Origin of the sequence: Rhodococcus sp. 14-2483-1-1 (assembly GCF_002259335.1) — a bacterium.
Taxonomy (GTDB): Bacteria; Actinomycetota; Actinomycetes; order Mycobacteriales; family Mycobacteriaceae; genus Rhodococcoides.
The window spans coordinates 386,177-412,604 of sequence record NZ_NPFX01000021.1; the positions used below are offsets into that span (position 1 = coordinate 386,177).

The 26,428-nt window shown below is 66.0% G+C and carries 24 protein-coding genes; 22 read left to right on the forward strand and 2 right to left on the reverse strand.

The window, feature by feature from the left end; translation table 11 throughout:
* The first annotated feature begins 1 nt into the window (after position 1).
* The 19 genes from CH294_RS20355 (at position 2) to CH294_RS20440 (ending at position 22,255) form a co-directional block, all read left to right on the forward strand.
* Positions 2–1,603, forward strand: coding sequence for a UDP-N-acetylmuramoyl-L-alanyl-D-glutamate--2,6-diaminopimelate ligase (locus CH294_RS20355; RefSeq protein ID WP_094738920.1), 1,602 nt, complete (start codon positions 2–4; stop codon positions 1,601–1,603).
* On the forward strand, positions 1,600–3,105 hold the full coding sequence (gene murF / locus CH294_RS20360; RefSeq protein WP_094704716.1) for a UDP-N-acetylmuramoyl-tripeptide--D-alanyl-D-alanine ligase: 1,506 nt from the start codon (positions 1,600–1,602) through the stop codon (positions 3,103–3,105). Before CH294_RS20355 ends, murF begins: the two co-directional genes overlap by 4 nt.
* The gene (gene mraY / locus CH294_RS20365) at positions 3,102–4,187 is read left to right on the forward strand and encodes a phospho-N-acetylmuramoyl-pentapeptide-transferase (protein ID WP_032379042.1); all 1,086 of its coding nucleotides are present in this window, start codon (positions 3,102–3,104) and stop codon (positions 4,185–4,187) included. The genes murF and mraY overlap by 4 nt, the downstream gene beginning before the upstream one ends.
* A 3-nt stretch (positions 4,188–4,190) precedes the next feature.
* Positions 4,191–5,651 carry a UDP-N-acetylmuramoyl-L-alanine--D-glutamate ligase gene (gene murD / locus CH294_RS20370; protein WP_094738921.1) on the forward strand — a complete coding sequence of 487 codons (1,461 nt, stop codon included), beginning with the start codon at positions 4,191–4,193 and terminating at the stop codon, positions 5,649–5,651.
* Positions 5,648–7,264, forward strand: coding sequence for a putative lipid II flippase FtsW (gene ftsW / locus CH294_RS20375; RefSeq protein ID WP_094738922.1), 1,617 nt, complete (start codon positions 5,648–5,650; stop codon positions 7,262–7,264). Before murD ends, ftsW begins: the two co-directional genes overlap by 4 nt.
* Positions 7,261–8,403 carry an undecaprenyldiphospho-muramoylpentapeptide beta-N-acetylglucosaminyltransferase gene (gene murG / locus CH294_RS20380; protein ID WP_170944797.1) on the forward strand — a complete coding sequence of 381 codons (1,143 nt, stop codon included), beginning with the start codon at positions 7,261–7,263 and terminating at the stop codon, positions 8,401–8,403. The genes ftsW and murG overlap by 4 nt, the downstream gene beginning before the upstream one ends.
* A gap of 66 nt (positions 8,404–8,469) precedes the next feature.
* Positions 8,470–9,975, forward strand: a complete 1,506-nt coding sequence (gene murC, locus CH294_RS20385; protein WP_052058421.1) for a UDP-N-acetylmuramate--L-alanine ligase — start codon at positions 8,470–8,472, stop codon at positions 9,973–9,975.
* Between the two features lie 71 nt (positions 9,976–10,046).
* Positions 10,047–10,766: an FtsQ-type POTRA domain-containing protein gene (locus CH294_RS20390; protein WP_242640167.1), complete on the forward strand. Its 720-nt coding sequence runs from the start codon at positions 10,047–10,049 to the stop codon at positions 10,764–10,766.
* Positions 10,767–10,938: 172 nt separating this feature from the next.
* The gene (gene ftsZ, locus CH294_RS20395) at positions 10,939–12,192 is read left to right on the forward strand and encodes a cell division protein FtsZ (protein WP_032403952.1); all 1,254 of its coding nucleotides are present in this window, start codon (positions 10,939–10,941) and stop codon (positions 12,190–12,192) included.
* Complete coding sequence (gene pgeF, locus CH294_RS20400; protein ID WP_037150826.1) at positions 12,189–12,956, forward strand: peptidoglycan editing factor PgeF; 768 nt, start codon at positions 12,189–12,191, stop codon at positions 12,954–12,956. The genes ftsZ and pgeF overlap by 4 nt, the downstream gene beginning before the upstream one ends.
* A 19-nt stretch (positions 12,957–12,975) precedes the next feature.
* The gene (locus CH294_RS20405; protein ID WP_094738989.1) at positions 12,976–13,734 is read left to right on the forward strand and encodes a YggS family pyridoxal phosphate-dependent enzyme; all 759 of its coding nucleotides are present in this window, start codon (positions 12,976–12,978) and stop codon (positions 13,732–13,734) included.
* Positions 13,735–13,816: 82 nt separating this feature from the next.
* Positions 13,817–14,464: a cell division protein SepF gene (locus CH294_RS20410; protein ID WP_094738923.1), complete on the forward strand. Its 648-nt coding sequence runs from the start codon at positions 13,817–13,819 to the stop codon at positions 14,462–14,464.
* Positions 14,465–14,546: 82 nt separating this feature from the next.
* Positions 14,547–14,834 (forward strand): YggT family protein, encoded by a 288-nt coding sequence (locus tag CH294_RS20415; protein WP_032379036.1) that lies wholly within the window; start codon positions 14,547–14,549, stop codon positions 14,832–14,834.
* Positions 14,835–14,993: 159 nt separating this feature from the next.
* A complete protein-coding gene (locus CH294_RS20420; RefSeq protein ID WP_032379035.1) occupies positions 14,994–15,845 on the forward strand; it encodes a DivIVA domain-containing protein in 852 nt (283 codons plus the stop codon).
* A gap of 81 nt (positions 15,846–15,926) precedes the next feature.
* A complete protein-coding gene (locus CH294_RS27550) occupies positions 15,927–16,103 on the forward strand; it encodes a hypothetical protein (protein ID WP_032379034.1) in 177 nt (58 codons plus the stop codon).
* Positions 16,104–16,388: 285 nt separating this feature from the next.
* Entirely contained in the window at positions 16,389–19,526 is a 3,138-nt protein-coding gene (gene ileS / locus CH294_RS20425; protein ID WP_094704795.1) for an isoleucine--tRNA ligase, read from the forward strand.
* 11 nt (positions 19,527–19,537) lie between these two features.
* On the forward strand, positions 19,538–20,197 hold the full coding sequence (locus CH294_RS20430; RefSeq protein ID WP_249305400.1) for a peptide deformylase: 660 nt from the start codon (positions 19,538–19,540) through the stop codon (positions 20,195–20,197).
* A 2-nt stretch (positions 20,198–20,199) separates the two neighbouring features.
* Positions 20,200–21,567 (forward strand): DNA polymerase IV, encoded by a 1,368-nt coding sequence (locus CH294_RS20435; RefSeq protein WP_283164516.1) that lies wholly within the window; start codon positions 20,200–20,202, stop codon positions 21,565–21,567.
* Positions 21,568–21,712: 145 nt separating this feature from the next.
* On the forward strand, positions 21,713–22,255 hold the full coding sequence (locus tag CH294_RS20440; RefSeq protein WP_249305402.1) for a hypothetical protein: 543 nt from the start codon (positions 21,713–21,715) through the stop codon (positions 22,253–22,255).
* Between the two features lie 97 nt (positions 22,256–22,352).
* Here CH294_RS20440 and CH294_RS20445 read toward each other — a convergent pair whose 3' ends face one another.
* Both CH294_RS20445 and CH294_RS20450 read right to left on the reverse strand, forming a co-directional pair.
* Positions 22,353–23,096 (reverse strand): hypothetical protein, encoded by a 744-nt coding sequence (locus CH294_RS20445; RefSeq protein WP_094738925.1) that lies wholly within the window; start codon positions 23,094–23,096, stop codon positions 22,353–22,355.
* The gene (locus CH294_RS20450; protein ID WP_249305404.1) at positions 23,093–24,064 is read right to left on the reverse strand and encodes a hypothetical protein; all 972 of its coding nucleotides are present in this window, start codon (positions 24,062–24,064) and stop codon (positions 23,093–23,095) included. The genes CH294_RS20445 and CH294_RS20450 overlap by 4 nt, the downstream gene beginning before the upstream one ends.
* Positions 24,065–24,152: 88 nt before the next feature.
* On the opposite strand from CH294_RS20450, the gene lspA reads away from it, so the two are divergent.
* Genes lspA through CH294_RS20465 form a run of 3 tightly spaced genes read left to right on the forward strand, consistent with a single transcriptional unit; the run spans position 24,153 to position 26,367 of the window.
* On the forward strand, positions 24,153–24,785 hold the full coding sequence (lspA, locus tag CH294_RS20455) for a signal peptidase II (protein ID WP_094620031.1): 633 nt from the start codon (positions 24,153–24,155) through the stop codon (positions 24,783–24,785).
* Entirely contained in the window at positions 24,782–25,708 is a 927-nt protein-coding gene (locus CH294_RS20460) for an RluA family pseudouridine synthase (protein WP_032379030.1), read from the forward strand. Before lspA ends, CH294_RS20460 begins: the two co-directional genes overlap by 4 nt.
* Complete coding sequence (locus tag CH294_RS20465) at positions 25,708–26,367, forward strand: hypothetical protein (protein WP_094704725.1); 660 nt, start codon at positions 25,708–25,710, stop codon at positions 26,365–26,367. The genes CH294_RS20460 and CH294_RS20465 overlap by 1 nt, the downstream gene beginning before the upstream one ends.
* Positions 26,368–26,428 lie beyond the last annotated feature (61 nt).

A 26,428-nucleotide genomic window follows, 5' to 3' on the forward strand; every position in this document is an offset into this window, starting at 1 on the left:
AGTGACTGTCTCAGCGGATTCACAACCGGCTCCGGGTTCACGTCCGGCGCATCCACCGCACACCGAGGTCTCCGAGGTGGCGACCGCGGCCGGAGCCACGATCGGTGCCGGAGACCCCGCAGGCGTGCGTGTGACCGGCATCGATCTGCGAGCACAGTCCGTCCTGTCCGGCGATCTCTTCGCCGCGCTGCCCGGTTCGTCTCGCCACGGAGCCGAATTCGCAGCGGACGCGGTCGGTCGCGGTGCCGTGGCGGTTCTCACCGACCCCGCCGGACTCGACATCGTGGTGCGCGCCCTCGCCGACGTCGACCGACAGGTTCCGGTGCTCGTGCACGATTCTCCGCGTCAGGTGTTGGGTGCGGTATCCGCGCTGATCTACGGCAATCCCTCGTCGAAGATGACCGTCGTCGGGATCACCGGTACATCGGGAAAGACGACGACGTCGTATCTGGTCGAAGCAGGCCTGACGGCTGCCGGTCGTCGGTGCGGGTTGATCGGCACCATCGAGACACGCGTCGCAGGTCGGTACGTACCGAGCGCCCTCACCACGCCCGAGGCACCGCAGTTGCACGCGCTCTTCGCGGTGATGGTGGAGGAGGGCGTCGACACGGTGGTGATGGAAGTGTCCTCGCACGCGTTGTCTCTCGGCCGCGTCGACGGAACCCGCTTCGCGGTCGGAGCGTTCACCAATCTTTCTCAGGACCATCTCGATTTCCATGATTCGCTAGAGGATTACTTTCTGGCCAAGAGTCGGCTGTTCGCGGCCGACTCTGCTGTTCGCGCCGACACCGCGGTCGTCTGTGTCGACGATGCGTGGGGTGTGCGGATGGCCGACATCGCTCGCGCTGCCGGTTCGACGGTGGTGACCGCATCGACCGGTGACGATTCGCAATGGACGGTGTCGGACTGGGCCAAGCACGACGACGGCACGCAGTCGTTCGTCGTCGCGGATCCGAACGGTCTGTCGCTGCCGGTCTCGGTCCGACTGCCGGGCCGCTACAACGTGGCCAATGCCGTGCTTGCGCTGGCGACCTGCGCGGCGGCCGGTGTGGACGCGCCGACAGCGGCGGCTGGGCTCGCGACGGTCGATGTGCCGGGACGTGTACAGCGCATCGATCGAGGTCAGAACTTCCTGGCCGTGGTGGACTACGCGCACAAGCCCGCGGCCGTCGAGGCCGTGCTGGCGACGTTGCGTGAATCCTCCCGTGGCCGGATTGCGGTGGTGCTCGGGGCGGGCGGAGACCGCGACACCGCCAAGCGCCCGCTGATGGGTGCAGCCGGGGCGCGGGGAGCCGATCTCCTCGTGGTGACCGACGACAACCCGCGCAGCGAGGACCCGGCCGCCATTCGGCGGGCCGTGGAAGACGGAGCGCTGTCGGTGCCGGACGATGTTCGTGGTGAAGTGAGAAATGTGGCAGGCCGCGCGGCGGCGATCGAACAGGCCGTGGTGTGGGCGCGCGAAGGGGACGTTGTGTTGATCGCAGGAAAAGGACACGAGACAGGCCAGGAGATCGCAGGGGTGAAACACCCGTTCGACGACAGAGTGGTACTCGCCTCGGCTATCGACGCGCGGTTGGTCGGCACGAGCGCGGGCGCACGGTGATTCCGCTGACGATGGGCCGTATCGCCGAGATCGTCGGAGGCACACTGCACGACGTGTCGGATCCGACGGTCGTGGTGCCAGGGCCGGTGGAGTTCGATTCCCGCAAGGTGACCCCCGGCAGTATCTTCCTCGCCCTCCCCGGAGCCAAGGTGGACGGGCACGACCACGCCGCCGACGCGGTTGCCGCAGGTGCGGCACTGGTGCTGGCCGCGCGTCCGGTGGGCGTACCGGCCGTGGTCGTCCGTCCGGTCCCGCACGACAGTCGTGCGATGGCGCTCGAGAACGACCCTGACGGCTCCGGTTCGGCCGTGTTGACCGCACTCGGAGCTCTGGCCCGGGCCTCGGTGCTCGAGTTGACCGCCGAGCACGGCCTGACCGTCGTCGGCGTGACGGGATCGTCGGGAAAGACCTCCACCAAGGATCTGATCTCCGCGGTTCTCGAACCGCTCGGCTCGGTGGTGGCCCCTCCCGGATCGTTCAACAACGAACTCGGCCACCCGTGGACGGCTCTGCGGGCCGACGCCGATACCGACTTCCTGTGTCTCGAGTTGTCGGCCAGGGGAATCGGCCACATCGCCGAACTCGCCGAGCTCGCGCCTCCGCGGATCGGGGTGGTGCTCAACGTGGGGACAGCGCACCTGGGCGAGTTCGGGTCGCGTGCCGCCATCGCGTTGGCGAAGGGCGAACTCGTCGAAGCGCTGCCCAGTGCCGCCGACGGGGGAGTGGCGATTCTCAACATCGACGATCGTCTGGTTGCCGAGATGGCAACGCGCACAACGGCATCCGTCGTGACGGTAGGGCGCAGTGCCGATGCGGACGTCAGGGCGGTCGACGTGCAGGTCGATACCGACGCTCGCGCGTCGTTCACGCTCGAATGCGCGTCGGGCACGGTAGCGATCACCCTCGCGGTGCACGGTGAGCATCAGGTCGGCAACGCGCTCGCGGCAGCGGCCGTCGCGCTCGAATGCGGAGCAACGTTGGCGCAGGTGGCCGACGCATTGTCGACCGCTGCTCCGACGTCCATCAGGAGGATGGACGTGCGTACTCGTGCCGACGGGGTCACGGTCGTCAACGATTCCTACAACGCCAATCCCGATTCGATGCGCGCCGCACTCAAGGCCCTGGTGTCGATGTCGCGCCGTGACGACGGGCCCAAGCGTCGCAGCTGGGCGGTTCTCGGAGAGATGGGCGAACTGGGTGCCGACTCGGTGGTCGAGCACGACGCGATCGGCAGGCTGGCCGTACGACTCGATGTCGATCGGTTGATCATCGTCGACTCGGGGCGTCCCACTCGGGCGCTGCATCAAGGTGCGGTCATGGAAGGTTCGTGGGGCGAGGAGTCGATGCTCGTACCCGACCGCGAGTCGGCGATCGCGGTGCTCCTCGACGAGGTGCGTCCCGGCGACATTGTTCTGGTGAAGGCGTCACAGTCCGGGGCCATGTGGACAGTTGCCGACGCCGTCCTGGCCGAGTCGAACGCCGTCACGGAGGGCGAGCAGTGAGGCAGATCCTGTTCGCCGGTGGTATCGCGCTCGCCGTCGCAATTCTGCTGACCCCGATACTGATCAAGACCTTCTCGAAACAGGGCTTCGGTCAAGAGATTCGAGTGGAAGGTCCGGCGAGTCACCAGTCCAAGCGTGGTACACCCACGATGGGCGGCGTGGCGATTCTGGTCGGAATCTGGGCCGGTTACTGGGGGTCCCACCTGATCGGGATCGGATACGACGCCGACGGTCCGTCGGCCTCTGCTCTGCTGGTCCTCGGACTGACGACGGTGCTCGGGCTCGTCGGTTTCCTCGACGACTTCATCAAGATCCGCAAGCAACGCAACCTGGGCCTGAACGCCACCGGGAAGTACGTCGGTCAGATAACGGCGGCCGTGCTGTTCGCGATTCTGGTACTGCAGTTCCGCAGCGACAGTGGTCTCACTCCCGGCAGTACTCAACTTTCCTACGTCCGAGACATCGCCACCTGGTCGATGTCGGCTGTCGTGTTCGTGTTCTTCGTCTGCCTACTGGTGATCGCGTGGTCCAATTCGGTCAACCTCACCGACGGTCTCGACGGCCTTGCCGCCGGGTCGATGACGCTGGTGCTCGGTGCCTACACCGTCATCACGTTCTGGCAGTATCGGCAAGCCTGCGCAGGGCCCGCCGGGCCTGCCCCCGGATGCTACGACGTTCGAGACCCACTCGACCTGGCTCTGGTCTGCGCCTCCGCAGCGGGCGCATGCATCGGTTTCCTGTGGTGGAACGCGGCCCCGGCCAAGATCTTCATGGGTGACACCGGATCTCTCGCCCTCGGCGGCCTGATCGCAGGTCTGTCGGTGGTCACCAAGACCGAACTGATCATGGTCGTCATCGGTGCGCTGTTCGTCGCCGAGGCTGCATCGGTCGTCATTCAGGTCGCGGTGTTCCGCTCCAGTCGCCGACGCGTGTTCCGCATGGCCCCGTTCCATCATCACTTCGAGTTGGCGGGATGGGCCGAGACGACGGTGATCATCCGGTTCTGGTTGCTGGCCGCCATCGCGTCGGCCGTCGGACTCGCCCTGTTCTACAGCGAGTACCTCGCTGCCGTCGGCGGATAGGGCATGAACGAATCTTCGACCGACCTGACGTGGTTGCGCGGTAAGTCGGTGCTGGTGACCGGTGCCCGCGTGTCAGGCCTCGCCGTGGTGCGCCCATTGGTGGATCTCGGGGCCGTCGTCACCGTCACCGACTCCGATCGCGGTGCGCTCGACGGGGCGTCGAGCATCGGTGCCGCGGTGGCGCTGCAGGACGACCTGCTCGGCAATCCTGCAGCGCTGGCAGCGTTTTCGCTCGTCGTCACCAGTCCCGGCTTCCGTCCCGATTCTCCGGTGTTGGCCGCTGCCGCAGAACAGCGCATTCCGGTGTGGGGCGATGTCGAGTTGTCCTGGCACGTGGACCGGGCCGAGCTGTACGGCCCCAGAACTCGCTGGCTGGTGGTCACCGGAACCAACGGGAAGACGACCACCACCTCGATGCTGGCGTCGATTCTGGAGGCGGCCGCCATCGAGTCGGTGGCCTGCGGAAACATCGGACTCCCCATCGCCGACGCGTTGCGTCGCACCCCACATCCGAGTGTTCTCGCCGTCGAACTGTCGTCGTTTCAGTTGTTCTGGGCTCCGTCGGTGCATCCGGCAGCCGGGGTGGTGCTCAACATTGCCGAGGATCACCTCGATTGGCACGCCGGCATGGACGGATATGTCCACGCCAAGGCTCGAGCGCTGTCCGGTGACGTCGCTGTCGTCGGGCTCGACGATGAGCGAGCGGCGAGTCTGGCCGCGGGCTCGCCTGCGGTCGACGTCGTCGGTTTCCGGTTGGGTGAACCCGCCTCGGGCGAGCTGGGAGTGCGGTCCGGCGTACTCGTGGACAACGCCTTCGGTGAGAACGTCGAACTCCTCGCAGCCGAGGACGTCGAGCCGAGTGGACCCTCCGGCATTCTCGACGCGCTGGCGGCCGCCGCGCTGGCTCGCTCGATAGGGGTGCAGGCAGACGCGGTTCGTACCGGTCTGCAGAGCTATCGGGTGGGACCGCATCGCGCGGCGGTGGTGCGCGAGCTCGGCGGAGTGACGTTCATCGACGATTCGAAGGCGACGAATCCTCATGCCGCGCGTTCGTCGATCCTGGCGCACGAGCGCGTCGTGTGGATCGCGGGCGGGTTGCTCAAGGGTGCCGTGATCGACGATCTGGTCGTGGAGATCGCCGATCGACTCGTTGCTGCGGTGGTGCTCGGCCGCGATGGGATGCAGATCGCACAGGCTTTGGCGCGACACGCGCCCGATGTTCCGGTCGTCAGGCTCCCTTCGGGAGACGATGCTGGTGTGACTCATGGTGCTGAAGATGCTGATGCGGTGATGCGGGCGGTTGTCGCCCATGCGGCCGGACGCGCTGCGCCGGGGGACACCGTCCTGCTGGCTCCCGCGGCTGCATCACTGGACATGTTCGTCGACTACGGCCACCGCGGCCGCAGCTTCGCCGAGTCGGTCCAGCGCCTCGATGCCACCGATATCGGATCGCTGCGCTCGTGACCACCGCTGCTCGGCCGCCGCGCTCTCCTCGCCGCACCTCGCCGCCCCGCACTCGAATCGGCCTGTGGTTCGGCCGTCCGTTGGCGTCGTTCCACCTCATCGTCACGATCGCCGTACTGCTGACGGTGCTGGGCTTGGTGATGGTTCTGTCGGCGTCGTCCGCCGAGTCCTTCGCGGCCGACGAGTCCGGATACGCGCTGTTCACTCAGCAGTTGATCGGCGTGGCACTGGGAGTCGTCGCGTTCTACGTCGCTCTCCGACTCCCGGTTCGGTACCTCAGGAAGCTGTCTTTTCCGCTGTTCCTGGTCTCGATCACGATGTTGATGCTCGTGCTGATTCCGGGAATCGGTGCCGAGCGTCAGGGTGCGCGGCGTTGGTTCGACTTCGGCGTCGTCTCGTTCCAGCCGTCCGAGCTGGCCAAGGTGGCGCTGGTGCTGTGGGGTGCGCACCTGTTGGCTTCGCGTCGCAGCGAACACGGCAACATCAAGTCGTTGCTGGTGCCGCTGCTGCCTGCTGGTCTGCTGATGTGTCTGCTGGTGGTGTTGCAGCCGAACCTGAGTACGGCCATCGCCCTCGGCATCATCCTGGTGGCGCTGCTGTGGTTCGCCGGCCTCAACGCCCGTTTGTTCGGTGCGGTGCTGATGACGGGTCTGGCGCTGGCGACTGTGCTCGCGTTCACCGCCGGCTACCGCTCCAACCGCGTGAAGGCCTGGCTCAACCCGGGAGAAGACACCTCGGGATTGTCCTATCAGTCGACCCAGGCGAAATACTCGCTGGCCGACGGCGGTTTGTTCGGCCGCGGGTTGGGGCAGAGTCGTGCGAAGTGGAGCTATCTTCCCAACGCGCACAACGACTTCATCTTCGCCATCATCGGTGAAGAACTCGGCACGATCGGCTGCCTTGCGGTCATCGGCCTGTTCGGCCTGTTCGTCTACACGGGCCTGCGCATCGCCATGCGTTCGGTCGATCCCTTCCTGCGCCTGTTGACGGCCGGTGCCACCTGCTGGGTGTTCGGTCAGGCCATGATCAACATCAGCTATGTCGTTGGTCTGCTACCGGTGACCGGTCTGCAGCTGCCACTCGTGTCGTACGGCGGTACGTCGACGGCGATCACCCTGTTGATGTTCGGCATCATCGCCAGCGCTGCCCGCCACGAGCCGGAAGCGATCGCGGCCTTGCACTCCGGGCAGGAGGGCCGGATTGCTCGTGCCCTCAAGCTTCCGTTGCCCGCGGTGTTCTCGCCGCAACGGGCCGCGATGGCTCGCTCGAAGTCCACTCGCCCCACCCTGGCCGCTCAGGACCGCAAACGTCTCGAGGCCCGCAGGGGCAAAGACGGACGAGGAGCGCGGGCACCCGAGCCAGGTCGTACCCGAGTATCGAGTTCTCGGGCCGACACGATGTCGCACGCAGCGACCGACCGACGCGGCGATTCGCTCCGTGGCCGGGCTCGCCGCACCGAACCGCAGCGTCGTGAGCCGTCCGCCGGGTACCCCGCAGGATCCCGGACGTCCCCCCGGCCCCGTCCCGAACCTCAGACTTCGTACCGTCCGCGTCCGGAACCACAACCCGGTCGCCCACCCGTTCGTTCGGGTGAGCGAGGATATCGACGGTGAAGCAGACCTCTCGACCGATCTCAGTCGTGGTCGCCGGAGGCGGAACCGCCGGGCACATCGAGCCGGCGCTCGCCGTGGCCGACGCCCTCCGCGTCCTCGACCCCACCGTCACCGTCACCGCTCTCGGCAGCAGCCGCGGCCTGGAGACGACGCTCGTTCCGGCCCGTGGGTACGCCCTCGAACTGATCCCGCCGGTGCCCCTGCCGCGTAAGCCCACCGTCGACCTGTTGAAGCTGCCGGTCCGCGTCGTGCGGTCGGTACGTCGAACCAGGGAGATATTCGCGGCCGTCGAGGCCGACGTGCTCGTCGGATTCGGTGGTTACGTCGCGTTGCCCGCCTATCTCGCCGCGCGTGGACGGCTGCTCGGTCGCGGTGGCCGACTTCCCGTCGTCATTCACGAAGCCAATGCCAGAGCAGGCATCGCCAACAAGGTCGGGGCTCGGTCCGCTCGACGGGTGCTCGCGGCCGTTGCAGGATCGGGTATCGCGGCGCGCGGTGCAGCCGACGCGGAAGTGATCGGAATTCCCGTGCGCCCCACCATCACCGAACTCGACCGCGTGGCGGTGCGCGCACAGGCCCGGGAACACTTCGGTCTGCCCGAGCACGGCCCGGTGCTGCTGGTGTTCGGTGGTTCGCAGGGAGCCCGATCACTCAACGACGCAGTCTCCGGTGCCTCGTCTGCCCTGGCCAAGGCGGGCATTTCGGTTCTGCACGCGCACGGACCGAAGAACTCGCTGGACGTCGAGCAGCGCAACCCGAACGCTCCTTACGTCGCGTTGCCGTACATCGACCGGATGGATCTGGCGTACGCGGCCGCGGACCTGGCCATCTGTCGTTCCGGTGCCATGACGGTCGCCGAGGTGTCCGCGACCGGTCTGCCCGCGGTGTACGTACCCCTGCCACACGGAAACGGCGAGCAGGAGCTCAACGCCCGTCCGGTCGTCGACGCCGGAGGTGGCATCCTGGTGTCCGATGCGACACTGACCGAGCAGTACGTGACCGACACGGTGATCGCGCTGCTGAACGACACGGAAAAGATTGCTGCTATGTCCCGGGCCGCGGCCGGTGCCGGGCACAAAGGAGCAGCAGCGGCCGTAGCGCAGATCGTGCTCGATACTGCGCACGCGGCGAGACGCTGATCCGGGCGGTGTCGCGCATGCGAAGAGAACGAGGGAGACGTCCGCGTGACAATTGACGGTGCGGCGATGTCGGAATTGCCGGCAGAGCTCGAGCGAGTGCACATGGTGGGTATCGGTGGTGCCGGAATGTCCGGTATTGCGCGCATCCTGCTGGCTCGCGGCGGGCAGGTATCGGGATCGGACGCCAAGGAATCACGTGGTGTGCTCGCGCTCCGTGCACGTGGTGCGCAGGTTCGCATCGGTCACGACGCCAGTGCGCTCGACATGATCGACGGCGGCCCCACCGTCGTGGTGACCACCCATGCCGCTATTCCCAAGACCAATCCGGAGCTGGTCGAGGCCCGGATGCGCGGAATTCCGGTGGTTCTGCGCCCGGCCGTGCTGTCCTCTCTCATGCAGGGCTACCGCACATTGTTGGTCTCGGGCACCCACGGAAAGACGTCGACCACCTCGATGCTGGTGGTTGCGCTCCAGCATTGCGGGTTCGATCCGTCGTTCGCCGTCGGGGGAGAGCTCAACGAGGCGGGGACCAACGCGCACCACGGAAGCGGCGACGTTTTTGTGGCCGAGGCGGACGAGAGCGACGGTTCGCTGCTGCAGTACACGGCCGACGTGATCATCGTGACCAACATCGAGGCCGATCACCTGGACCACTTCGGCACCACCGAGGCCTACGTGCAGGTGTTCGACGACTTCGCCGCTGTGCTGCGCCCCGGCGGCGTGCTCGTGGCATGCATGGACGATCCGGGTTCGGCGGCGCTCGCTCGCCGGGTGGTCGAGAAGAACCTGCCCGGCGTGACCGTGCTCGGCTACGGTTCGTCCGACGTCGACGCCGGACCGGTCGAGATGGCCGTTCGTCTGTTGGCGTGGGAGCCCGAGGACATCGGCGGCGTCGCGCAGCTGCAGATCGCCGGTGAGGATGCGGCGCGCACGGTTCGGCTCGGTGTTCCTGGACGGCACACCGCGCTCAATGCGCTTGCGGCGTTCGTCGCGGCGCGTCAAGTGGGTGCCGGTACCGAGGAACTGTTGGCCGGGCTCACCGGCTTCGGCGGGGTTCACCGACGTTTCCAGTTCACCGGTCGAGAGCACGGCGTCCGAGTGTTCGACGATTACGCACACCACCCCACCGAGGTCCGTGCGGTGTTGACGGCAGCGCAGGCTCTCGTCGCCGGCCAGGACCGCGCAGGTCTCGAGCGAGGGCGCGTCGTGGTGGTGTTCCAACCGCACCTGTATTCACGGACCGCGACGTTCGCCGAGGAGTTCGGTGCTGCGTTGTCGTTGGCGGACGAGATCGTGGTGCTCGATGTCTACGGTGCGCGCGAGGAGCCGTTGCCCGGTGTGACGGGAGCACTGGTTGCCGCCTCGGTGACCAAGCCGGTGAACTATCAACCGGATCTGTCGTTGGTGGCCAAGCAGGTCGCTCATCTGAGCAGGCCGGGCGACGTGGTCATCACCATGGGTGCCGGTGACGTGACGATGCTCGGTGGTCCGATTCTGGACGCACTTCGCTCGAAAACCGATTTCGGTGCCGCGACCGGCCGCGGCGTACCGAAGGATCGGCCGGCGCAGTGAACCGCCGCTCCGATCGAGTTCGTTCTTCGAGGTCGGGAACAGCTGCAGCAGAGGATGATTCGCCATCGCCGATGAGCGACAAGCAAGCGCGCGCCCTGGCCAGGGAACACGAGCGCGCTCGGGTGAAGCGGTCGCGTCGCAAGGCCGTCCTGATTGCGCTTGCCGTCGTCGTCGTGGTGGTGGGATCTGCTGCGCTGGTGTACTTCACGCCGCTGCTCTCGGTTCGGAGCGTCACGGTCGCGGGGGAGTCCTCGGTGTCCGAGCAGGAGATCCTCGATCTGCTCGACGTTCCCGCCGGTCTTCCGCTGGTTCGCGTGGACACGGCTGCGGCGGCGCAGCGGGTGGCGACGATTCCGGCGTTGGCGACGGTGCGCGTGCAGCGTAAGTACCCGTCGACCGTGCAGGTGACTGTCGAGGAGCGAACGCCGGTGGCGTTCTTCGATTCTCCGGACGGCACCCATCTGCTCGATTCCACCGGCGTGGATTTTGCGATCGCACCTCCGCCGCCCGGGGTTGTGCGGCTGGTGACCGAGAATCCGGTGTTCGGTGATGCGGTGACGAAAGATGCTCTGGCGGTGCTCGATACGCTGCCGCCGCTGTTGCGAGATCAAGTGGGAGAGCTGCGCGCGAGCACCTTGTCCGACATCTCGGTTCTGTTGCTCGACGGACGAACCGTGGTGTGGGGTAGCAAGGACAACTCCGAACGCAAGGCCGCGGTGGCGATCGCGTTGCTGTCGCAGCCCGGTCAAATTTTCGATGTGTCGAGTCCGGATCTACCCACCACGAAGTAGTTTCGGCGCTAGTGACGCATATTTCCGGCGCGGCGTCGGCGCGCCTAATGGCGATAGCCGTCGGGGATGAATAGCGTTCCGAGCAGTTCAGTACTTGACATAACTCTAAGCCTGTGGTTTAGGTTGAGGGTTTTCCACATTTCACGCAACAACCCATGGAAGGCGAGAGCCCATGACGCCCCCGCACAACTACCTCGCCGTAATCAAGGTCGTCGGCATCGGCGGCGGCGGCGTGAACGCGGTCAACCGCATGATCGAACAGGGACTCAAGGGAGTCGAGTTCATCGCGGTCAACACCGACGCTCAGGCCTTGCTGATGAGTGACGCAGACGTCAAGCTCGACGTGGGCCGCGAACTGACCCGCGGACTCGGCGCAGGTGCCGATCCCGAGGTGGGTCGCCGCGCAGCAGACGATCACAAGGACGAGATCGAAGAGGTGCTCAAGGGTGCCGACATGGTCTTCGTCACCGCAGGAGAGGGCGGCGGCACCGGTACCGGCGGCGCTCCCGTCGTCGCCAACATCGCTCGCAAGCTCGGCGCACTGACCGTCGGCGTCGTCACTCGGCCGTTCTCCTTCGAGGGCAAGCGTCGTGGCGGACAGGCCGATACCGGCATCCAGCAGCTTCGTGAATCCTGCGACACGCTCATCGTCATCCCCAACGACCGCTTGCTCCAGCTCGGCGATGCAGCGGTGAGCCTCATGGATGCATTCCGCAGCGCCGACGAGGTTCTGCTCAACGGTGTCCAGGGCATCACCGACCTCATCACCACCCCGGGCCTGATCAACGTCGACTTCGCCGACGTCAAGGGCGTCATGTCCGGCGCAGGCAGTGCGCTGATGGGCATCGGTTCCTCCCGCGGCGAAGGTCGCGCGATCAAGGCCGCCGAATCGGCGATCAACTCGCCGCTGCTCGAAGCGTCGATGGAAGGCGCACGCGGAGTGCTCCTGTCCATCGCCGGCGGCTCGGACCTCGGTCTGTTCGAGATCAACGAGGCTGCGTCGCTGGTGCAGGAAGCAGCCCACATCGACGCCAACATCATCTTCGGAACGGTCATCGACGATTCGCTCGGCGACGAGGTTCGGGTGACCGTCATCGCCGCCGGCTTCGACGGTGGCACCCCGACGCGCCGCCCGGTCGAAGCGGCCACGTCCACGCGCGGTCCGATCGGATCGGCCCGCTCCGGTGAGGTGTCCTCGCGCACGAACGAGAGCTCCGAAGGTGCTGTGTTCCGTGACCCGGTCGGTGCACCGAGTGGCAGCAGCCTGCCGCCGCTGAACTCGTCGAGCTCGTCCAACCGTGAGTCGTCCAGCCGGGAATCCGGCGGCGGGCAGGGCCGCGAGGGTGTCGGCTCCGGCCGTCGAGTGCCGATCGCCGAGGACGAGGGCGAAGACGAAGTCGACGTACCGTCCTTCATGCGGCGGTGAGCGGTACCGCACCCGCTGGTCCGTTCCGCGTTCGACGCGTCTCGACAACGAGAGCGGGCGGTGTCTCGGCACCCCCGTTCGACACCTTCAATCTCGGTGATCACGTCGGCGACGACCCGTCGGCCGTCGAGGCCAACCGCCGTCGTCTCGGCGAGAGATTGGGAATGGGCGTCGAGCGGCTCGTCTTCATGGAACAGGTCCACGGACGCACCGTCACGGTGGTCGACGGTCCCGTGGCCGAGCCGGTGCCGATGACCGATGCAGTGGTGACGACGCAGCGTGACCTCGGGCTGGTGGTGTTGACCGCCGATTGTGTACCGATCCTGCTCTCCGACGAGGAAGCCGGAGTGATCGCCGCTGTGCACGCAGGTCGGGTCGGTGCCCGTATCGGCATCGTGCCTCGGGTCGTGGCGGCCATGGTCGAGCTCGGTGCGGTGCCCGCGAGGATCGGTGCATTTCTCGGCCCGGCCGCGAGTGGACGCCAGTACGAGGTGCCCGCAGCGATGCGCGCGGACGTAGACAAGCATCTCCCCGGCAGTGCGACGACGACGGTTCGCAACACGCCGGGACTCGACATCCCCGCCGGTGTCCGGGCCCAACTGCTCGCGGCGGGAGTGTCGGCAGTGGCGCAGGATCCGCGCTGCACCATCGAGGACAGAACTCTGTTCAGCCACCGCCGGGAAGGGTCGACCGGCCGGATCGCCAGCGTGGTGTGGATGGACAGTGCATCGACGGACGATCGGCCCGCAGCGGTCGATCGCTGAGTCGGCAGAAGGGGATGTCATGAGCGAACCCATCGATGATGGCGGGCCGGTCGCGGACCGTGCGGTCGAGATCGAGACGGCGTTGACGTCGGTGCGGGAGCGGTTGCGCCGCGCCTGTGTCGATGCAGGCCGGACGCCCGCTGACGTGGCTCTGCTGCCGGTGACCAAGTTCTTTCCGGCGTCGGACGTGCGCACCCTGTACCGGCTCGGTTGCCGCGACTTCGGCGAATCCCGAGAGCAGGACGCATCGCCGAAGGTTGCCGAGACGGCCGAGGATTTTCTCCCCGATCCGCCGCGGTGGCACATGATCGGGCATCTGCAGCGAAACAAGGCGAAGTCCGTCGCGGCCTGGGCCCATTCCATCCATTCGGTGGACAGTGCGAGGCTCGTGGCGGCATTGTCGAAAGCGACCACATCCGCTCTGGACGAGGGCGTGCGTCGGTCGGAACTCGACGTGCTTCTTCAGGTCAGTCTCGACGGCGATGTGCACCGCGGAGGCGTCGAACGTGACGAACTCCGCGAGCTTGCCGAGGCTGTGTCGAACGCAGCAGGGTTACGTCTGGCGGGGTTGATGGCGGTGCCGCCTCTCGACGCCGAACCGGAGGCCGCGTTCGCCGACCTCGAGAATCTTCACCATCGTCTGTTGCTCGATCATCCCGAGGCACTCGAGCTGTCTGCCGGTATGACCGGAGACCTGGAAGCTGCTGTGCGCCACGGATCGACGTGCGTGCGTGTCGGTACCGCAATACTCGGGGCCCGGCCGATAACCTCGCAATAACAGTCCACGGATCACATCAGTCACAACAGACACTTGCGAACCTGGGGATCGACGGTAGACACACTCCACGGAAGGCAGAACGATGAGCACCCTGCACAAGTTCAAGGCGTACTTCGGCATGGTTCCGCTCGCCGACTACGAGGACGACTACCTCGACGATCCGGACGCGCGACGCAGCTCCCGTGGTGGGCGTGACAGCTACGACGACATCGACGAGCGTGAGTTCGTGAAGCCGTCGTTCGGTGGATCTCGGCACGCTCAACTCGACGACGACTACGACGACTACGAGGCTCCCCGGCCGGCCGCCACCCTGGCCCCGATCGGCAGCCGAGGACGTACATCGGCGCCGTCGACCCGAGGTACGGCCACTCGCGGAGCCCTGGCCATGGACACCCGTATGGATGTGCGGGCGGAAACTCGACGCAGCCCGATCGTCGACGACGGAGGTCCGCTGTCGAAGATCACCACGCTGCGTCCGCGCGACTACAGCGAGGCCCGCACCATCGGCGAGCGCTTCCGCGACGGCACTCCGGTGATCATGGACCTGGTGGAGATGAGCAACGCGGACGCCAAGCGACTGGTCGATTTTGCTGCCGGTCTGGCCTTTGCGCTCCGTGGTTCCTTCGACAAGGTAGCGACGAAGGTCTTTCTGCTCTCGCCCGCCGATGTCGATGTATCGCCGCAGGAGCGCAGGCGTATTGCTGAGACCGGTTTCTACAGCCAGCAGTGAGAGTTTCTCTGTTCGGAGCGGTAGTTCGAGGCTGTGACCAGCGCACTTTGCTCAGCCTGGCGAAGTCAGGCAGAGTATAGCCGTGATCGTGTTCACGGTGATCAACATCGTATTGTTTCTTTTCTGGCTCCTTCTCATCGGTCGAATCATCGTCGAGTTCATCAGGACTTTTGCGAGAGATTGGCAACCGACGGGAGTGGTCGTCATCTTGCTCGAGGCGATCTTCACGGTTACCGACCCGCCGGTGAAGTTTCTCCGCAGGATCATTCCGCCGCTCAACCTCGGTGGAGTTCGGCTGGATCTGTCCATCATGGTCCTGCTGTTCGTCGTCTTCATCGCGTGGAATGTGACCAGCGGTCTCGCGGCCTGAGGCCGAAGATGGAATGTTAGAACGTAGGACGCGCGCAAGCTGCGTGTCCTGTGTGACAGAATGGACGCCAGTTACAGTTTGATTGTTCTGCACTCGCGCGGAATGGCATATAACTGAATGCTTGCTCTACCGCCCCAAGACGCGTGAAGGGATCCTTCCATGCCGCTGACTCCAGCTGATGTGCACAACGTAGCGTTCAGCAAGCCGCCTATCGGTAAGCGTGGTTACAACGAAGACGAGGTCGACGCTTTCCTCGACCTCGTCGAGCAAGAGCTGTCGCGACTGATCGAAGAGAACGCCGACCTCCGCCAGCGAGTCGGTGAGCTCGATCAGGAGCTCGCGGATGCCAAGAGCTCGGTTCGGCAGAACCCGCAGCCCGCTCAGGTCGCGGCACCGAAGGTCGAGCCGCCGCGCCCGGTGGATCCCCCCAAGCCCGCGCCTGTGGTCCAGCAGCCTGCACCGGTCGCACCCGTTGCCGCAGCCCCGCAGCAGAGCGGCGACTCCAACATGCAGGCCGCCAAGATCCTCGGCCTCGCTCAGGAGATGGCCGATCGTCTCACCGGTGATGCCAAGTCGGAGTCCGAGCAGCTGCTCGGCAATGCTCGCACCAACGCCGAGCGTCTGGTGTCCGATGCCCGCACGCGCTCCGAGTCGATGATGTCCGAGGCTCGGCAGAAGTCCGAGTCGCTGCTCTCCGACGCACAGACTCGCTCCGAGACCCAGCTTCGTCAGGCCAAGGAGAAGGCCGACGCACTGCAGGCCGACGCCGAGCGCAAGCACACCGAGATCATGGCGACGATCAACCAGCAGCGCTCCGTTCTCGAAGGCCGCATCGAGCAGCTCAAGACGTTCGAGCGCGAATACCGGGTGCGCCTCAAGTCGTACCTCGAATCTCAGCTCGAAGAGCTCGAGAATCGTTCGTCGGCTCTGCCCGTCGACAACGGCCAGGACAACTTCAATCAGGACAACCAGTCGTCCGGGTACAGCCAGTCGTACGCCAAGGGCAACTGACGCTCGACTGCGTCCGCCGACGCTGCCGATGACGGCAGCGTCGGACCCGGTTGTCATGGCGAATGGTGAGCGAGGAATCCCGTGTTGGTCCTGACTCTCGGCGCAGCGGCGATCGGTTTCGGATTCTTGGTTCTCGCCCTGATGACGGGGTCCGTCGTGTGGGCCTGGGCGTGCATAGTGGTGTGCATCCTCGGAGCGATTCTGCTCCTGGTCGGCGCGCTCACCGGCCGTCGACCACCGCCAGAACTCGACAGGTAGCATCACCTTCAGGACAGGTAGGTTCAGGCGTCGATCCGGCCATCACCGGGGAGCCTTCGGAAGAACGACGTCGATGCGAAGCGCCGAGGTGTTTCGGATTGACGTTCAGTAGAACCGAACGGGTGAGCCCGTCACAGCTCACGTGGAGTGGCTCGCTCCGACGGCAGGAACGTCGAGTGCGAGCAAGCGGGGTGGTACCGCGGTATCGGCGTCCAGATCGTCGAATGTCGTCCCCGTGCCAACGGATGTCGCGTCTCGTACGCGTCCGGCACGGAGGAGACAGATATGACTGATTCGAGCTCACGTCCCACGAGCGAGTCGTACCCGCTGGTGGACCTGGCCGAAGGTCGATCGGGAAGTGTTCCGTTCCCCGATCTCGAGCGCATCGTGCTGCACGAGTGGGCCGAGGACGGTACGTTCCGGGCCAGCATCGACAACCGCGCAGATGCCGAGGAATTCGTCTTCTACGACGGCCCTCCGTTCGCAAACGGCCTGCCCCACTACGGACATTTGCTCACCGGGTACGTCAAGGATCTCGTCCCGCGTTTCCAGACCATGCGCGGCAAGAAGGTCGAGCGTCGGTTCGGTTGGGACTGCCACGGTCTGCCCGCAGAGCTGGAAGCGGAGAAGCAGCTCGGCATCAAGGACAAGTCCGAGATCGACGAGATGGGCCTGGCGAAGTTCAACGCCTACTGCAAGCAGTCGGTACTGCAGTACACCGACGAGTGGCGGGACTACGTCACCCGGCAGGCGCGGTGGGTCGATTTCGACAACGACTACAAGACCCTCGACGTCGACTTCATGGAGTCGGTCATGTGGGCGTTCAAGACGCTGCACGACAAAGGCTTGATCTACCAGGGCTACCGAGTTCTGCCGTACAGCTGGTACGAGCAGACGCCCTTGTCCAATCAGGAGACCCGCCTGGACGACGCATACAAGATGCGTCAGGATCCCGCGGTCACCGTCACGATGCCGTTGACGGCTCCCGGCTCACCGCTGGACGGCGCGAACGCACTGATCTGGACCACCACTCCGTGGACCCTTCCGTCCAACTTGGCGATCGCGGTGCACCCCGATGTGCACTACGTGCAGGTGCGAGGCACGGACGGCGAGCGTTACGTGCTTGCCGCTGCGCGTCTTCCGCACTACGCGAAGGAACTGGGGGAGGAGCCGGAGGTGCTCTCGGAGCACACCGGCACCGAGTTGGTCGGACTCACCTACGCACCGCCGTACGACTTCTTCCTCGGCCACGAGAACGCACACCGCGTGCTGCAGGCCGACTACGTCACCACCGATTCGGGCACCGGAATCGTGCACCTCGCACCAGCTTTCGGTGAAGAGGACATGGACGTCGCCACCGCGAACGGTATCGAGGTGGTGCAACCGCTCGACGCGGGCGGAAAGTTCACCTCGCTGGTGCCGCCGTACGAGGGTCTGATGGTGTTCGATGCCAACCCGGTGATCATCAAGGACCTCAAGGCCTCGGGCCGCCTGCTGCGGCACGAGACCATCGAGCACTCGTACCCGCACAGCTGGCGCAGCGGTCAGCCGCTGATCTACATGGCGGTTCCGTCGTGGTTCGTCGCGGTCACCAAGTTCCGTGATCGGATGGTCGAGCTCAACCAGGAGATCACCTGGGTGCCCGAGCACATCAAGGACGGCCAGTTCGGCAAATGGCTCGAAGGTGCACGAGACTGGAACATCAGCCGAAACCGATACTGGGGCAGCCCCATTCCGGCCTGGACGTCCGACGACCCCGCCTACCCTCGTCTCGACGTGTACGGCAGCCTGGACGAGCTCGAGCGTGACTTCGGTGTGCGTCCGACGGATCTGCATCGTCCGTACATCGACGACCTGACGCGACCAAACCCGGACGACCCGACCGGTAAGTCCACGATGCGTCGCGTTCCCGAGGTGCTGGACTGCTGGTTCGAGTCGGGCTCGATGCCGTATGCGCAGGTGCATTTTCCGTTCGAGAACGAGGAATGGTTCTCCACGCACAACCCGGGTGATTTCATCGTCGAGTACAACGGGCAGACCCGCGGCTGGTTCTACACGCTGCACGTGCTGGCGACCGCGCTCTTCGATCGGCCTGCATTCAAAACTGTTGCCGCACATGGCATCGTGCTCGGCGACGACGGTCTGAAGATGAGCAAGTCCAAGGGTAACTACCCGGACGTCAAGGAGGTCTTCGACCGCGACGGCTCCGACGCCATGCGGTGGTTCCTGATGTCGTCACCCATCCTGCGCGGCGGCAACCTGATCGTCACCGAGCAGGGCATCCGCGAGGGAGTGCGGCAGGCACTGCTGCCGATCTGGAATGCGTGGAGCTTCCTTCAGCTCTACGCCTCGACCCCCGGCCAGTGGCGTACCGACTCGCCGCACGTGCTCGATCGCTACGTTCTCGCCAAGCTGTCGGCCACCCGCGACGCGATCACCGATGCGCTCGAGGGCAACGACATCGCCGGTGCCTGCGACGAGCTGCGCACGTTCTGCGATGCATTGACCAATTGGTATGTGCGACGGTCTCGTTCGCGGTTCTGGAGCGAGGATGCCGACGCGATCGACACCCTGCACACCGTACTCGAGGTGCTCACGCGCATCGCAGCTCCGTTGCTGCCGCTGATCAGTGAGGTGGTGTGGCGGGGCTTGACCGGTGGCCGCTCGGTGCACCTGACGGATTGGCCCGAGGCCGACGAACTGCCGTCGGATCCGGAACTCGTCGAGAGCATGGACGAGGTTCGTACCGTGTGCTCCACCGTGCTGGGTCTGCGTAAGGCGCAGAACCTGCGAGTGCGGTTGCCGCTGCCCGAGGTGACGGTTGCCGCCGCCGATGCGGAGCGCTTGCGTCCGTTCGTCGACATCATCGCCGACGAGGTCAACGTCAAGAAGGTCGACCTCACCGACGACGTTGCCGTACACGGAAAGTTCGAGCTCGTCGTCAACGCGCGTGCTGCGGGCCCGCGTATCGGCAAGGACGTCCAGAAGGTGATCAAGGCCGTCAAGGCAGGCGATTGGGAAGAGGATGCCGACGGTGTCGTGAGCGCAGCGGGAACAGCACTGCTGCCCGAGGAGTACACCCGCAAACTCGTTGCTGCCGAGCCGGAGTCGACGGCGCCTCTGCCCGGTAACGCCGGCCTGGTGGTGCTCGATTCCGCCGTGACCGAGGAGCTCGAGGCGGAGGGCTGGGCCAAGGATCGCATCCGCGAACTGCAGGACGCGCGTCGTAATCACGGACTCGACGTCTCGGACCGCATCGACATCGTCATCGAGGTGCCCGAGCACCGACAGGCGTGGCTGGACACTCACCGGGATCTGATCGCGCGCGAGGTGCTCGCACTCTCCCTCGTCGACGGACGCGTCGGAGACGACGGCAGCGATCTCGGTGAAGGAGTTCGGGCAGCGGTCACGAAGTCGTCGTGAGTGGAGGACATGTGGGCGAAGGGCATATGACCGAGAAGGCGGTGGTCGGTGCCGTTCACGAGCTCCTCGCCGGAGCTCGCGGTGGCGTCGTGCCGATCGTCGCCGCCGGTGACCCGGTTCTTCGTTCGCAGGCAGCGGCGTACGACGGGCAACTCGACGCCGACACGTTCGCGGAGTTGGTCGAGGTGATGCGGGCGACGATGCACGCCGCACCGGGCGTCGGTCTCGCTGCGCCGCAGATCGGCATTCCGCTGCAGATTGCTGTGATCGAGGATCTGTTCGATGTCGGCGAGGCGGTCGCTCGTGCGCGAGAGCGCACGCCGCTGCCGTTCCGAGTGTTGGTCAATCCCCGGTACGCGCCGGTGGGGTCGAGGACGGCAGGTTTCTACGAGGGCTGTCTCAGCGTTCCCGGATACCAGGCCGTCGTGACCCGGGCAGCCGAGGTACGGCTCGAGTGCACCGACGAATTCGGTCACGAGATCGACGAGGTGGTCCGCGGCTGGCCGGCCCGAATCGTGGCTCACGAGACCGACCACCTCGGCGGAACGCTGTACATCGACACCGCGCATACCCGATCGTTGACCACGACCGAGAACTACGGTGAACTGTGGTCGGATCCGACACCCGAACGCGCTGGTCAGGCGCTCGGCTTCACCGTCGATCCTCGCTGACCGTGCCGAACATCGCCGACGACACCCTGCGGAGTCGCCGATGGGTGCTGCACCTGGACATGGATGCGTTCTTCGCCTCCGCCGAGCAACTGACTCGGCCCACGCTCCGGGGCCGCCCGGTTCTCGTCGGCGGAGCAGGCGGGCGAGGTGTGGTGGCGGGCTGCAGCTATCAGGCGCGTGCGTTCGGAGCCCGATCGGCGATGCCGATGCATCAGGCACGTCGGCTGGTCGGTGCGAGTGCGGTGGTCCTGCCGCCGCGGTTCCCGCTGTACTCGGAGTTGAGTCGGCGGGCGTTCGAGGCACTGCGGGGGCGGATGCCCGTCCTCGAACAGCTCTCGATCGACGAGGCGTTCGGTGAGCCGATCGAACTGGGCGGCGCGAAAGTGAGCGAGGTCGAGCAGTTCTGCGCGGATCTGCGCGCCCTGGTGTTGGCCGAGACCGGTTTGGTGGCCTCGATCGGTGCCGGATCGGGAAAACAGATCGCCAAGATCGCGTCGGGCCTGGCGAAGCCCGACGGAATCACCGTCGTCGCTCCGGGAGTGCAGGCCGAGCTGATGGCTGCCCTGCCGGTGCGGAAGCTGTGGGGGATCGGCCCGGTGGCTGGAGAGCGGTTGCGGCGCTTGGGAATCGATACGATCGGCAAGTTCGTGGCCACCCCCGAGTCCGAGGTGGCGTCGATTCTCGGTGCCACGATGGGGCCGAGCCTGCATCAGCTGGCGCGCGGCATCGACAATCGAGTGGTGGCCGAGCGCGCCGAGGCCAAGCAGGTCAGCGCCGAAACCACGTTCGCGCAGGATGTCATCTCTCTCGCTCAGCTGCGCCCTGCCATCGAGGCCATCGTCGAGTCGACGCATCGCAGACTGCTGAAGGACGGTCGGGGTGCCAGGACGGTAGTACTCAAACTGCGCAAGTCCGACATGAGCATCATCACCAGATCGGCGACGTTGCCCTACGCGACCGTGGACAAGCAGACGATCGTGGCCACCGCACAGCGACTGGCGGTCGATCCCGTCGACGTCGGACCGATCCGGCTGGTCGGGGTCGGTCTGGCCGGGCTGTCGGCCGTTCGGCAGGGGTCGCTGTTCCCCGAACTCGAACACGAACCGGTCGTGGATGCATCAGACGCGACCGAGGAGTCGGCCGTGCCGGTGGCGGCCGCCGCGGACGTCGTCGTTCCGGACGGCCCGCGGTGGCAGCCCGGCATGGACGTCAGGCATCCCGAATTCGGTCACGGCTGGGTGCAGGGTGCCGGGCACGCGGTGGTGACCGTGCGATTCGAGACCCGCACCACCGGGCCCGGGACCGCGCGTACCTTTGCCGAATCGGACGAGAACCTGGTCGTCGCCGATGTTCTCGACAGCCTGAAGTGAGTTGTGGCAGAGCTGAGGAAACTCTGTGAGGTTTCACAGGTAGGCGTTACGGGTTGTGTCTCGACCGATCCGAGCTGACATAGTGGACTCCGGTCCGAGACGACCACTACCCGCAACGACCGACGAGTCACAGAACGATCGAGACGTGACTCAGAGTGAAAAGGACAAGCACTTGAAGCTTCGCAACACCCGACGGGCAATGGTTGCCGGTATCGCCATCGCCGCAGCCCTCACCATGACTGCCTGCAGCTCCGAAGAAGGCGGCACGACTGCTACGACGACCACGGCCGCCACGACTTCGGCATCGACGGCTGCACCCGCGGGCGGCGCGTACCCGCCCGCACCCACGGTCGAGGAGCTCAACACCCAGCTCATGCGCGGACTCGATCCCAACGTCCCGGTCGAGGAGAAGGCGGCTCTGATCCAGGGCGCGTCCGAGGACCCGGATCTGATCAACCAGGTTGCCGCCGCTGCTGTGGCCAACAACGCTCAGATCGAGATCACCAGCATCGACGACCTCGGTACCGGAGTTCTCAACGCGGGCATCACCATCACCCTCAACGGGCAGGCCAACCCGGGCACGTTCCAGTTCGTCCCCGAGGACGGCGTGTGGAAGCTCTCCAAGGAGAACGCCTGCGGCATCGTTTCGCTCGCGCAGCTGACCAGCCCGGCGTGCCCCGCACCCTGAGTCCTGCCGATCGTCTCTGACCGAACCTGAACTGCCGGTGACATCTCCCCTCGGGGACATGTCACCGGCAGTTCTTCGTTCGGAGGCTCGTACCGACTCAGGCGCTGGGCGTGGCCGTTCGGATACGGTCGGCGGCGGCCTCGGCCACGGCTGTGACAGTCGCGGGCTCGAGTCCACTCTGATCCGATACGACGATCTGCAGGACGGTCGAATCGACTACGGCCACCACGACGTCGGAGATCAACGTGAATCCCTCGCTGCTGGTGGTCAGACGAATGGAGGCGGACGCGTCACCGATCTGCGGCTGCTCGCGGCCCGCCAACGCGTAGTCGACGCTCACCCCGTCGGCACCCGTGCCGGTGAACTCGGCGCACCCGGTCCACGCCTGCTGCACCGATGCGAACGCCTCTGCTGTTCCGGTGCCCGTGTAGCTCGCCGCGTCCTCGTCGATCGACGAGAAGTTCGGCCCTGAGAAGCGAGCCACCGCGGACGACGCCGCACCGCCGAGTTGTTCCGAGACCGGTGCCAGTACGGCCGCGCACGCAGCCGGGTCGGTGCTGGACTTGTCGGGTGAGTCGTAGTCCGGGGCTGGGTCCAGTCCCAGGTCCCGGACCGGGTCCGGAATCGAGGAGAAGCCGTCCGGCAAATCGCCCAGCCCCAGCATCGATGCTGTCAGAACGGCGCTGTCGGTGATGGGTACACCGAGCAGGGGATCCGGAGCGGCGACGGCAGTGGGTGCAGGCGCGGTGGCCTCCGACGGTTCGTCCGAGCTGCATCCGGCGGCTGCGGCGAGTCCGACCAACGACAGCCCGGCCAGTAGACGCGTGGTGGTTCGTGTCATCGGTCACCCCAGGTGATCGAATCTCCGACCGTCTGCCGCAACACGGTCGTGCTGTCGGGATCGGTGTACATCTGATCGCCACCCGCGGTGATCGACCCACCGACGGGAAGCGGTTGTGTCAGGTCGATGTCCAGGGTTCCCGAGCCCGTATAGGTGTACGACGCGATGTTCAGCGTGCCGGAATTGTCGGGGAGGTTCCACACCGGTGATTCGGGTGTCTGAGTGATCGCGATATCCACGGTCGCCCGGTCGCCGTCGAGTGCTCGCAGCGTGACCGTCGTGCGCTGGTTCAGAGTGATTCCGCTCAGCACCTGCTGATCGACGGTCCACACGGCACCGACACCGACTTCTGCGTCGGGAAAGGCGACGGAGCGGTACACCGCGGCGTTGAACGAGCGTTCGATCGCTGCCCTGGCGGTATCGAGCGCGGCATCGGCCGGAGTGATGTGCAACGCAGTGATCGCTCCGGACTCGGTGGCCGCCAGCCGCGCCGTGGAGCCCTCCGACGCGGACAGTGCGTCGGTCAGGCCCTCGTCGGGTGAGGTGGCGGCCCCGATGGTCAGGTCGATCGACCGCGTCGCCCCGGTCGAGGCGTCGTCGTCCGGCACGGCATCGGCCGTCGACGCGCTCAGGGGCACCGTCAATTCGGGACTGGAGAAGTCCTGCGCCGCCCCGACGTCGATCTGTTGTTGGACGGTGGACGTGGTCGTGAGGTCGATGTTCTGCGAGTCCGTATCGACCGTGTCGAACGCCAGCACGCGGCGTGGCTCGGCCCCGGGGTCGACGACGGTGGTGGTCGTCGGCGTCACCGCGATCGTCACCTCGTTCGTGGACGCTGTCTGCTCGGCTGCGGGTTCGGTGTCGGTGCTCGAACATCCCGCCACCAGAGCCACCGCGCAGCATGCAGCGAGGAAACCGGCACGGACGGTGCTGGAGTGGACAGTGCTGGCGCGATCGGTCGACTTCACGGCCACCAGGCTACTGACAGCCCGGCCGGTAGCCGTATCGCGCGGCACGGATGAGTGTCCGCCGCCGCCGATGCGCCATGATGGACAGGTGAGTGAAGACCGCGCCGACGACCCGACACCCGAGAGCAGCGGTGTCTCGGCACCGAACGAGACCGCGGACCCGAAGGGGACCGATTCCGACAGCGCTGTCGCCAGGCCCGTGAAGCCACTGAAAACTCGACTGCTGATCGCCATCGCGGCGGTGATTCTGCTGTTCGATCTGGTGACCAAGATTCTGGTCGTGCACTTCGTGAAGCCCGGAAACCCGATCGAGATCGTCGGCGACGTGGTGACGCTGCGGTTGGTACGCAACCCCGGCGCGGCGTTCTCCATGGCGACCGGCATGACGTGGTTGTTGACGGTGGTGGCCGTCGCTGTCGTCATCGGTGTGATCAAGATCGGCCGGACGCTGCGATCACCGTGGTGGGCGCTGGGATTGGGTCTGGTTCTCGGCGGCGCACTGGGCAACTTGATCGACCGCTTCTTTCGCGCTCCCGGTCCGTTCCAGGGCCACGTCGTCGACTTCGTGTCGGTGGGCTGGTGGCCGGTGTTCAATGTCGCCGACTCGTCCATCGTCTGCGGGGCGATTCTGCTCGTCGTGCTGAGCCTGTTCGGCTTCGAGCCGAACGGCGAACGCGTGACCAAGTCCACGTCCGATGCCCCGGAGAAGGCCGACTCGTGAGGGAATCTCGTTCCATGCCGGTGCCCGACGGCTTGGACGGAATGCGGGTCGATGCCGGGCTCGCGCGATTGCTGGGGCTCTCGCGTACCGTCGCCGCCGCACTGGCCGAAGAGGGGTCGGTTCTGGTCGATCACGGTGCCGTGGGCAAGTCCGATCGTTTGGCCGCAGGCTCGTGGCTCGAAGTGACACTACCCGAGCCCGCCCGTGAATTGACGATCGAAGCCGAACCGGTCGAGGGGATGGAGATTCTCTACGCCGACGACGACGTCGTGGCCGTGGACAAGCCCGTCGGTGTCGCTGCTCATGCCAGCGTGGGCTGGACCGGCCCGACGGTGATCGGCGGTCTGGCTGCTGCCGGCTTCCGAATTTCCACCTCCGGTGCACACGAGCGTCAGGGAATCGTGCACCGTCTCGATGTCGGAACATCCGGGGTGATGGTGGTCGCGACGTCCGAGCGGGCGTACACCGTGCTCAAGCGTGCGTTCAAAGCGCGGACCATCGACAAGCGTTATCACGCTCTGGTGCAAGGACATCCGGATCCGAGCAGTGGAACCATCGATGCCCCGATCGGGCGACACGGCAGCAACGACTGGAAGTTCGCGGTGCGCGCGGACGGCAAGCCGAGCGTGACCCACTACGACACCGTCGAGGCGTTCCAGGCCGCGAGTTTGTTGGACGTGCACCTGGAAACCGGTCGCACACACCAGATTCGAGTGCACTTCTCGGCCCTGCGCCACCCGTGCTGCGGGGATCTGACCTACGGGGCCGATCCGCGATTGGCCGAACGGCTGGGCCTCGAACGCCAGTGGCTGCATGCCCGTTCGCTCGGCTTCGCGCATCCGTCCGACGGCCGCTGGGTGGAGATCGAGAGCAAGTATCCGGCCGACCTCGAACATGCGCTCGAGGTGCTCCGGAAGGCGTGATGCGCGGATTCTCGGGTGTGGTCGGTCTCGTCGCCGCTGCCACCTTGGTGGTCGGGGGCCTTGCCGTCGTCGGGAACCTGAACCCGCAACGGCAACTGGGTGTCGGTACCGACCGGCTCGGCCCGGACAGCGGTGAGCAGGTGACCGACTACCTGGCTCGCGCCGAGACGAGCCTGCTCCCAGGTGGTGCCGAACCCCGCTGGGGCTCTGTGTCGTTCGATCGCGCACTCACCGCCGAACAGGCCTATGCCGCAGCGAACGGCGTGCGCATCTCGCAGGTGCTCTTTCGAGTACCGCTCGATCGTGTGCAAACCCCGATACTCACGGTCGGCGTTCCGGGCAGTGAACGGTCGGTACTGAACGCGACCGCGCGCGCTGCCGGCCAGATCCAGGAATCGTTCGGCGCAGGGGACCGGCAGGCGCAGATAGAGGCGGTGTCGCAGCGCCGGTTGCTTGGCGGATGCGCGTGCGTGGTGACACTGGTGGTGCGGGGCACCGCGGCCGAGCTGAGCGAGGTGGCCGGCCGCGACGGAGTGCGGGCGGTGGAGGCGCTTCCACCCGACGCGGTGTCCGGGAAGTTCGCCGTCGAGCCGTTGCTTCCGGAGTACGTCGACATCGTCGGGCCGCTGCCGGACGACGGGCCGATTCCGGCGGAATGAGGGCAACTCCAGTCTCGTTCGTCACACGCGTCACGTCCTCCCAGGACACACCGACAGCTAC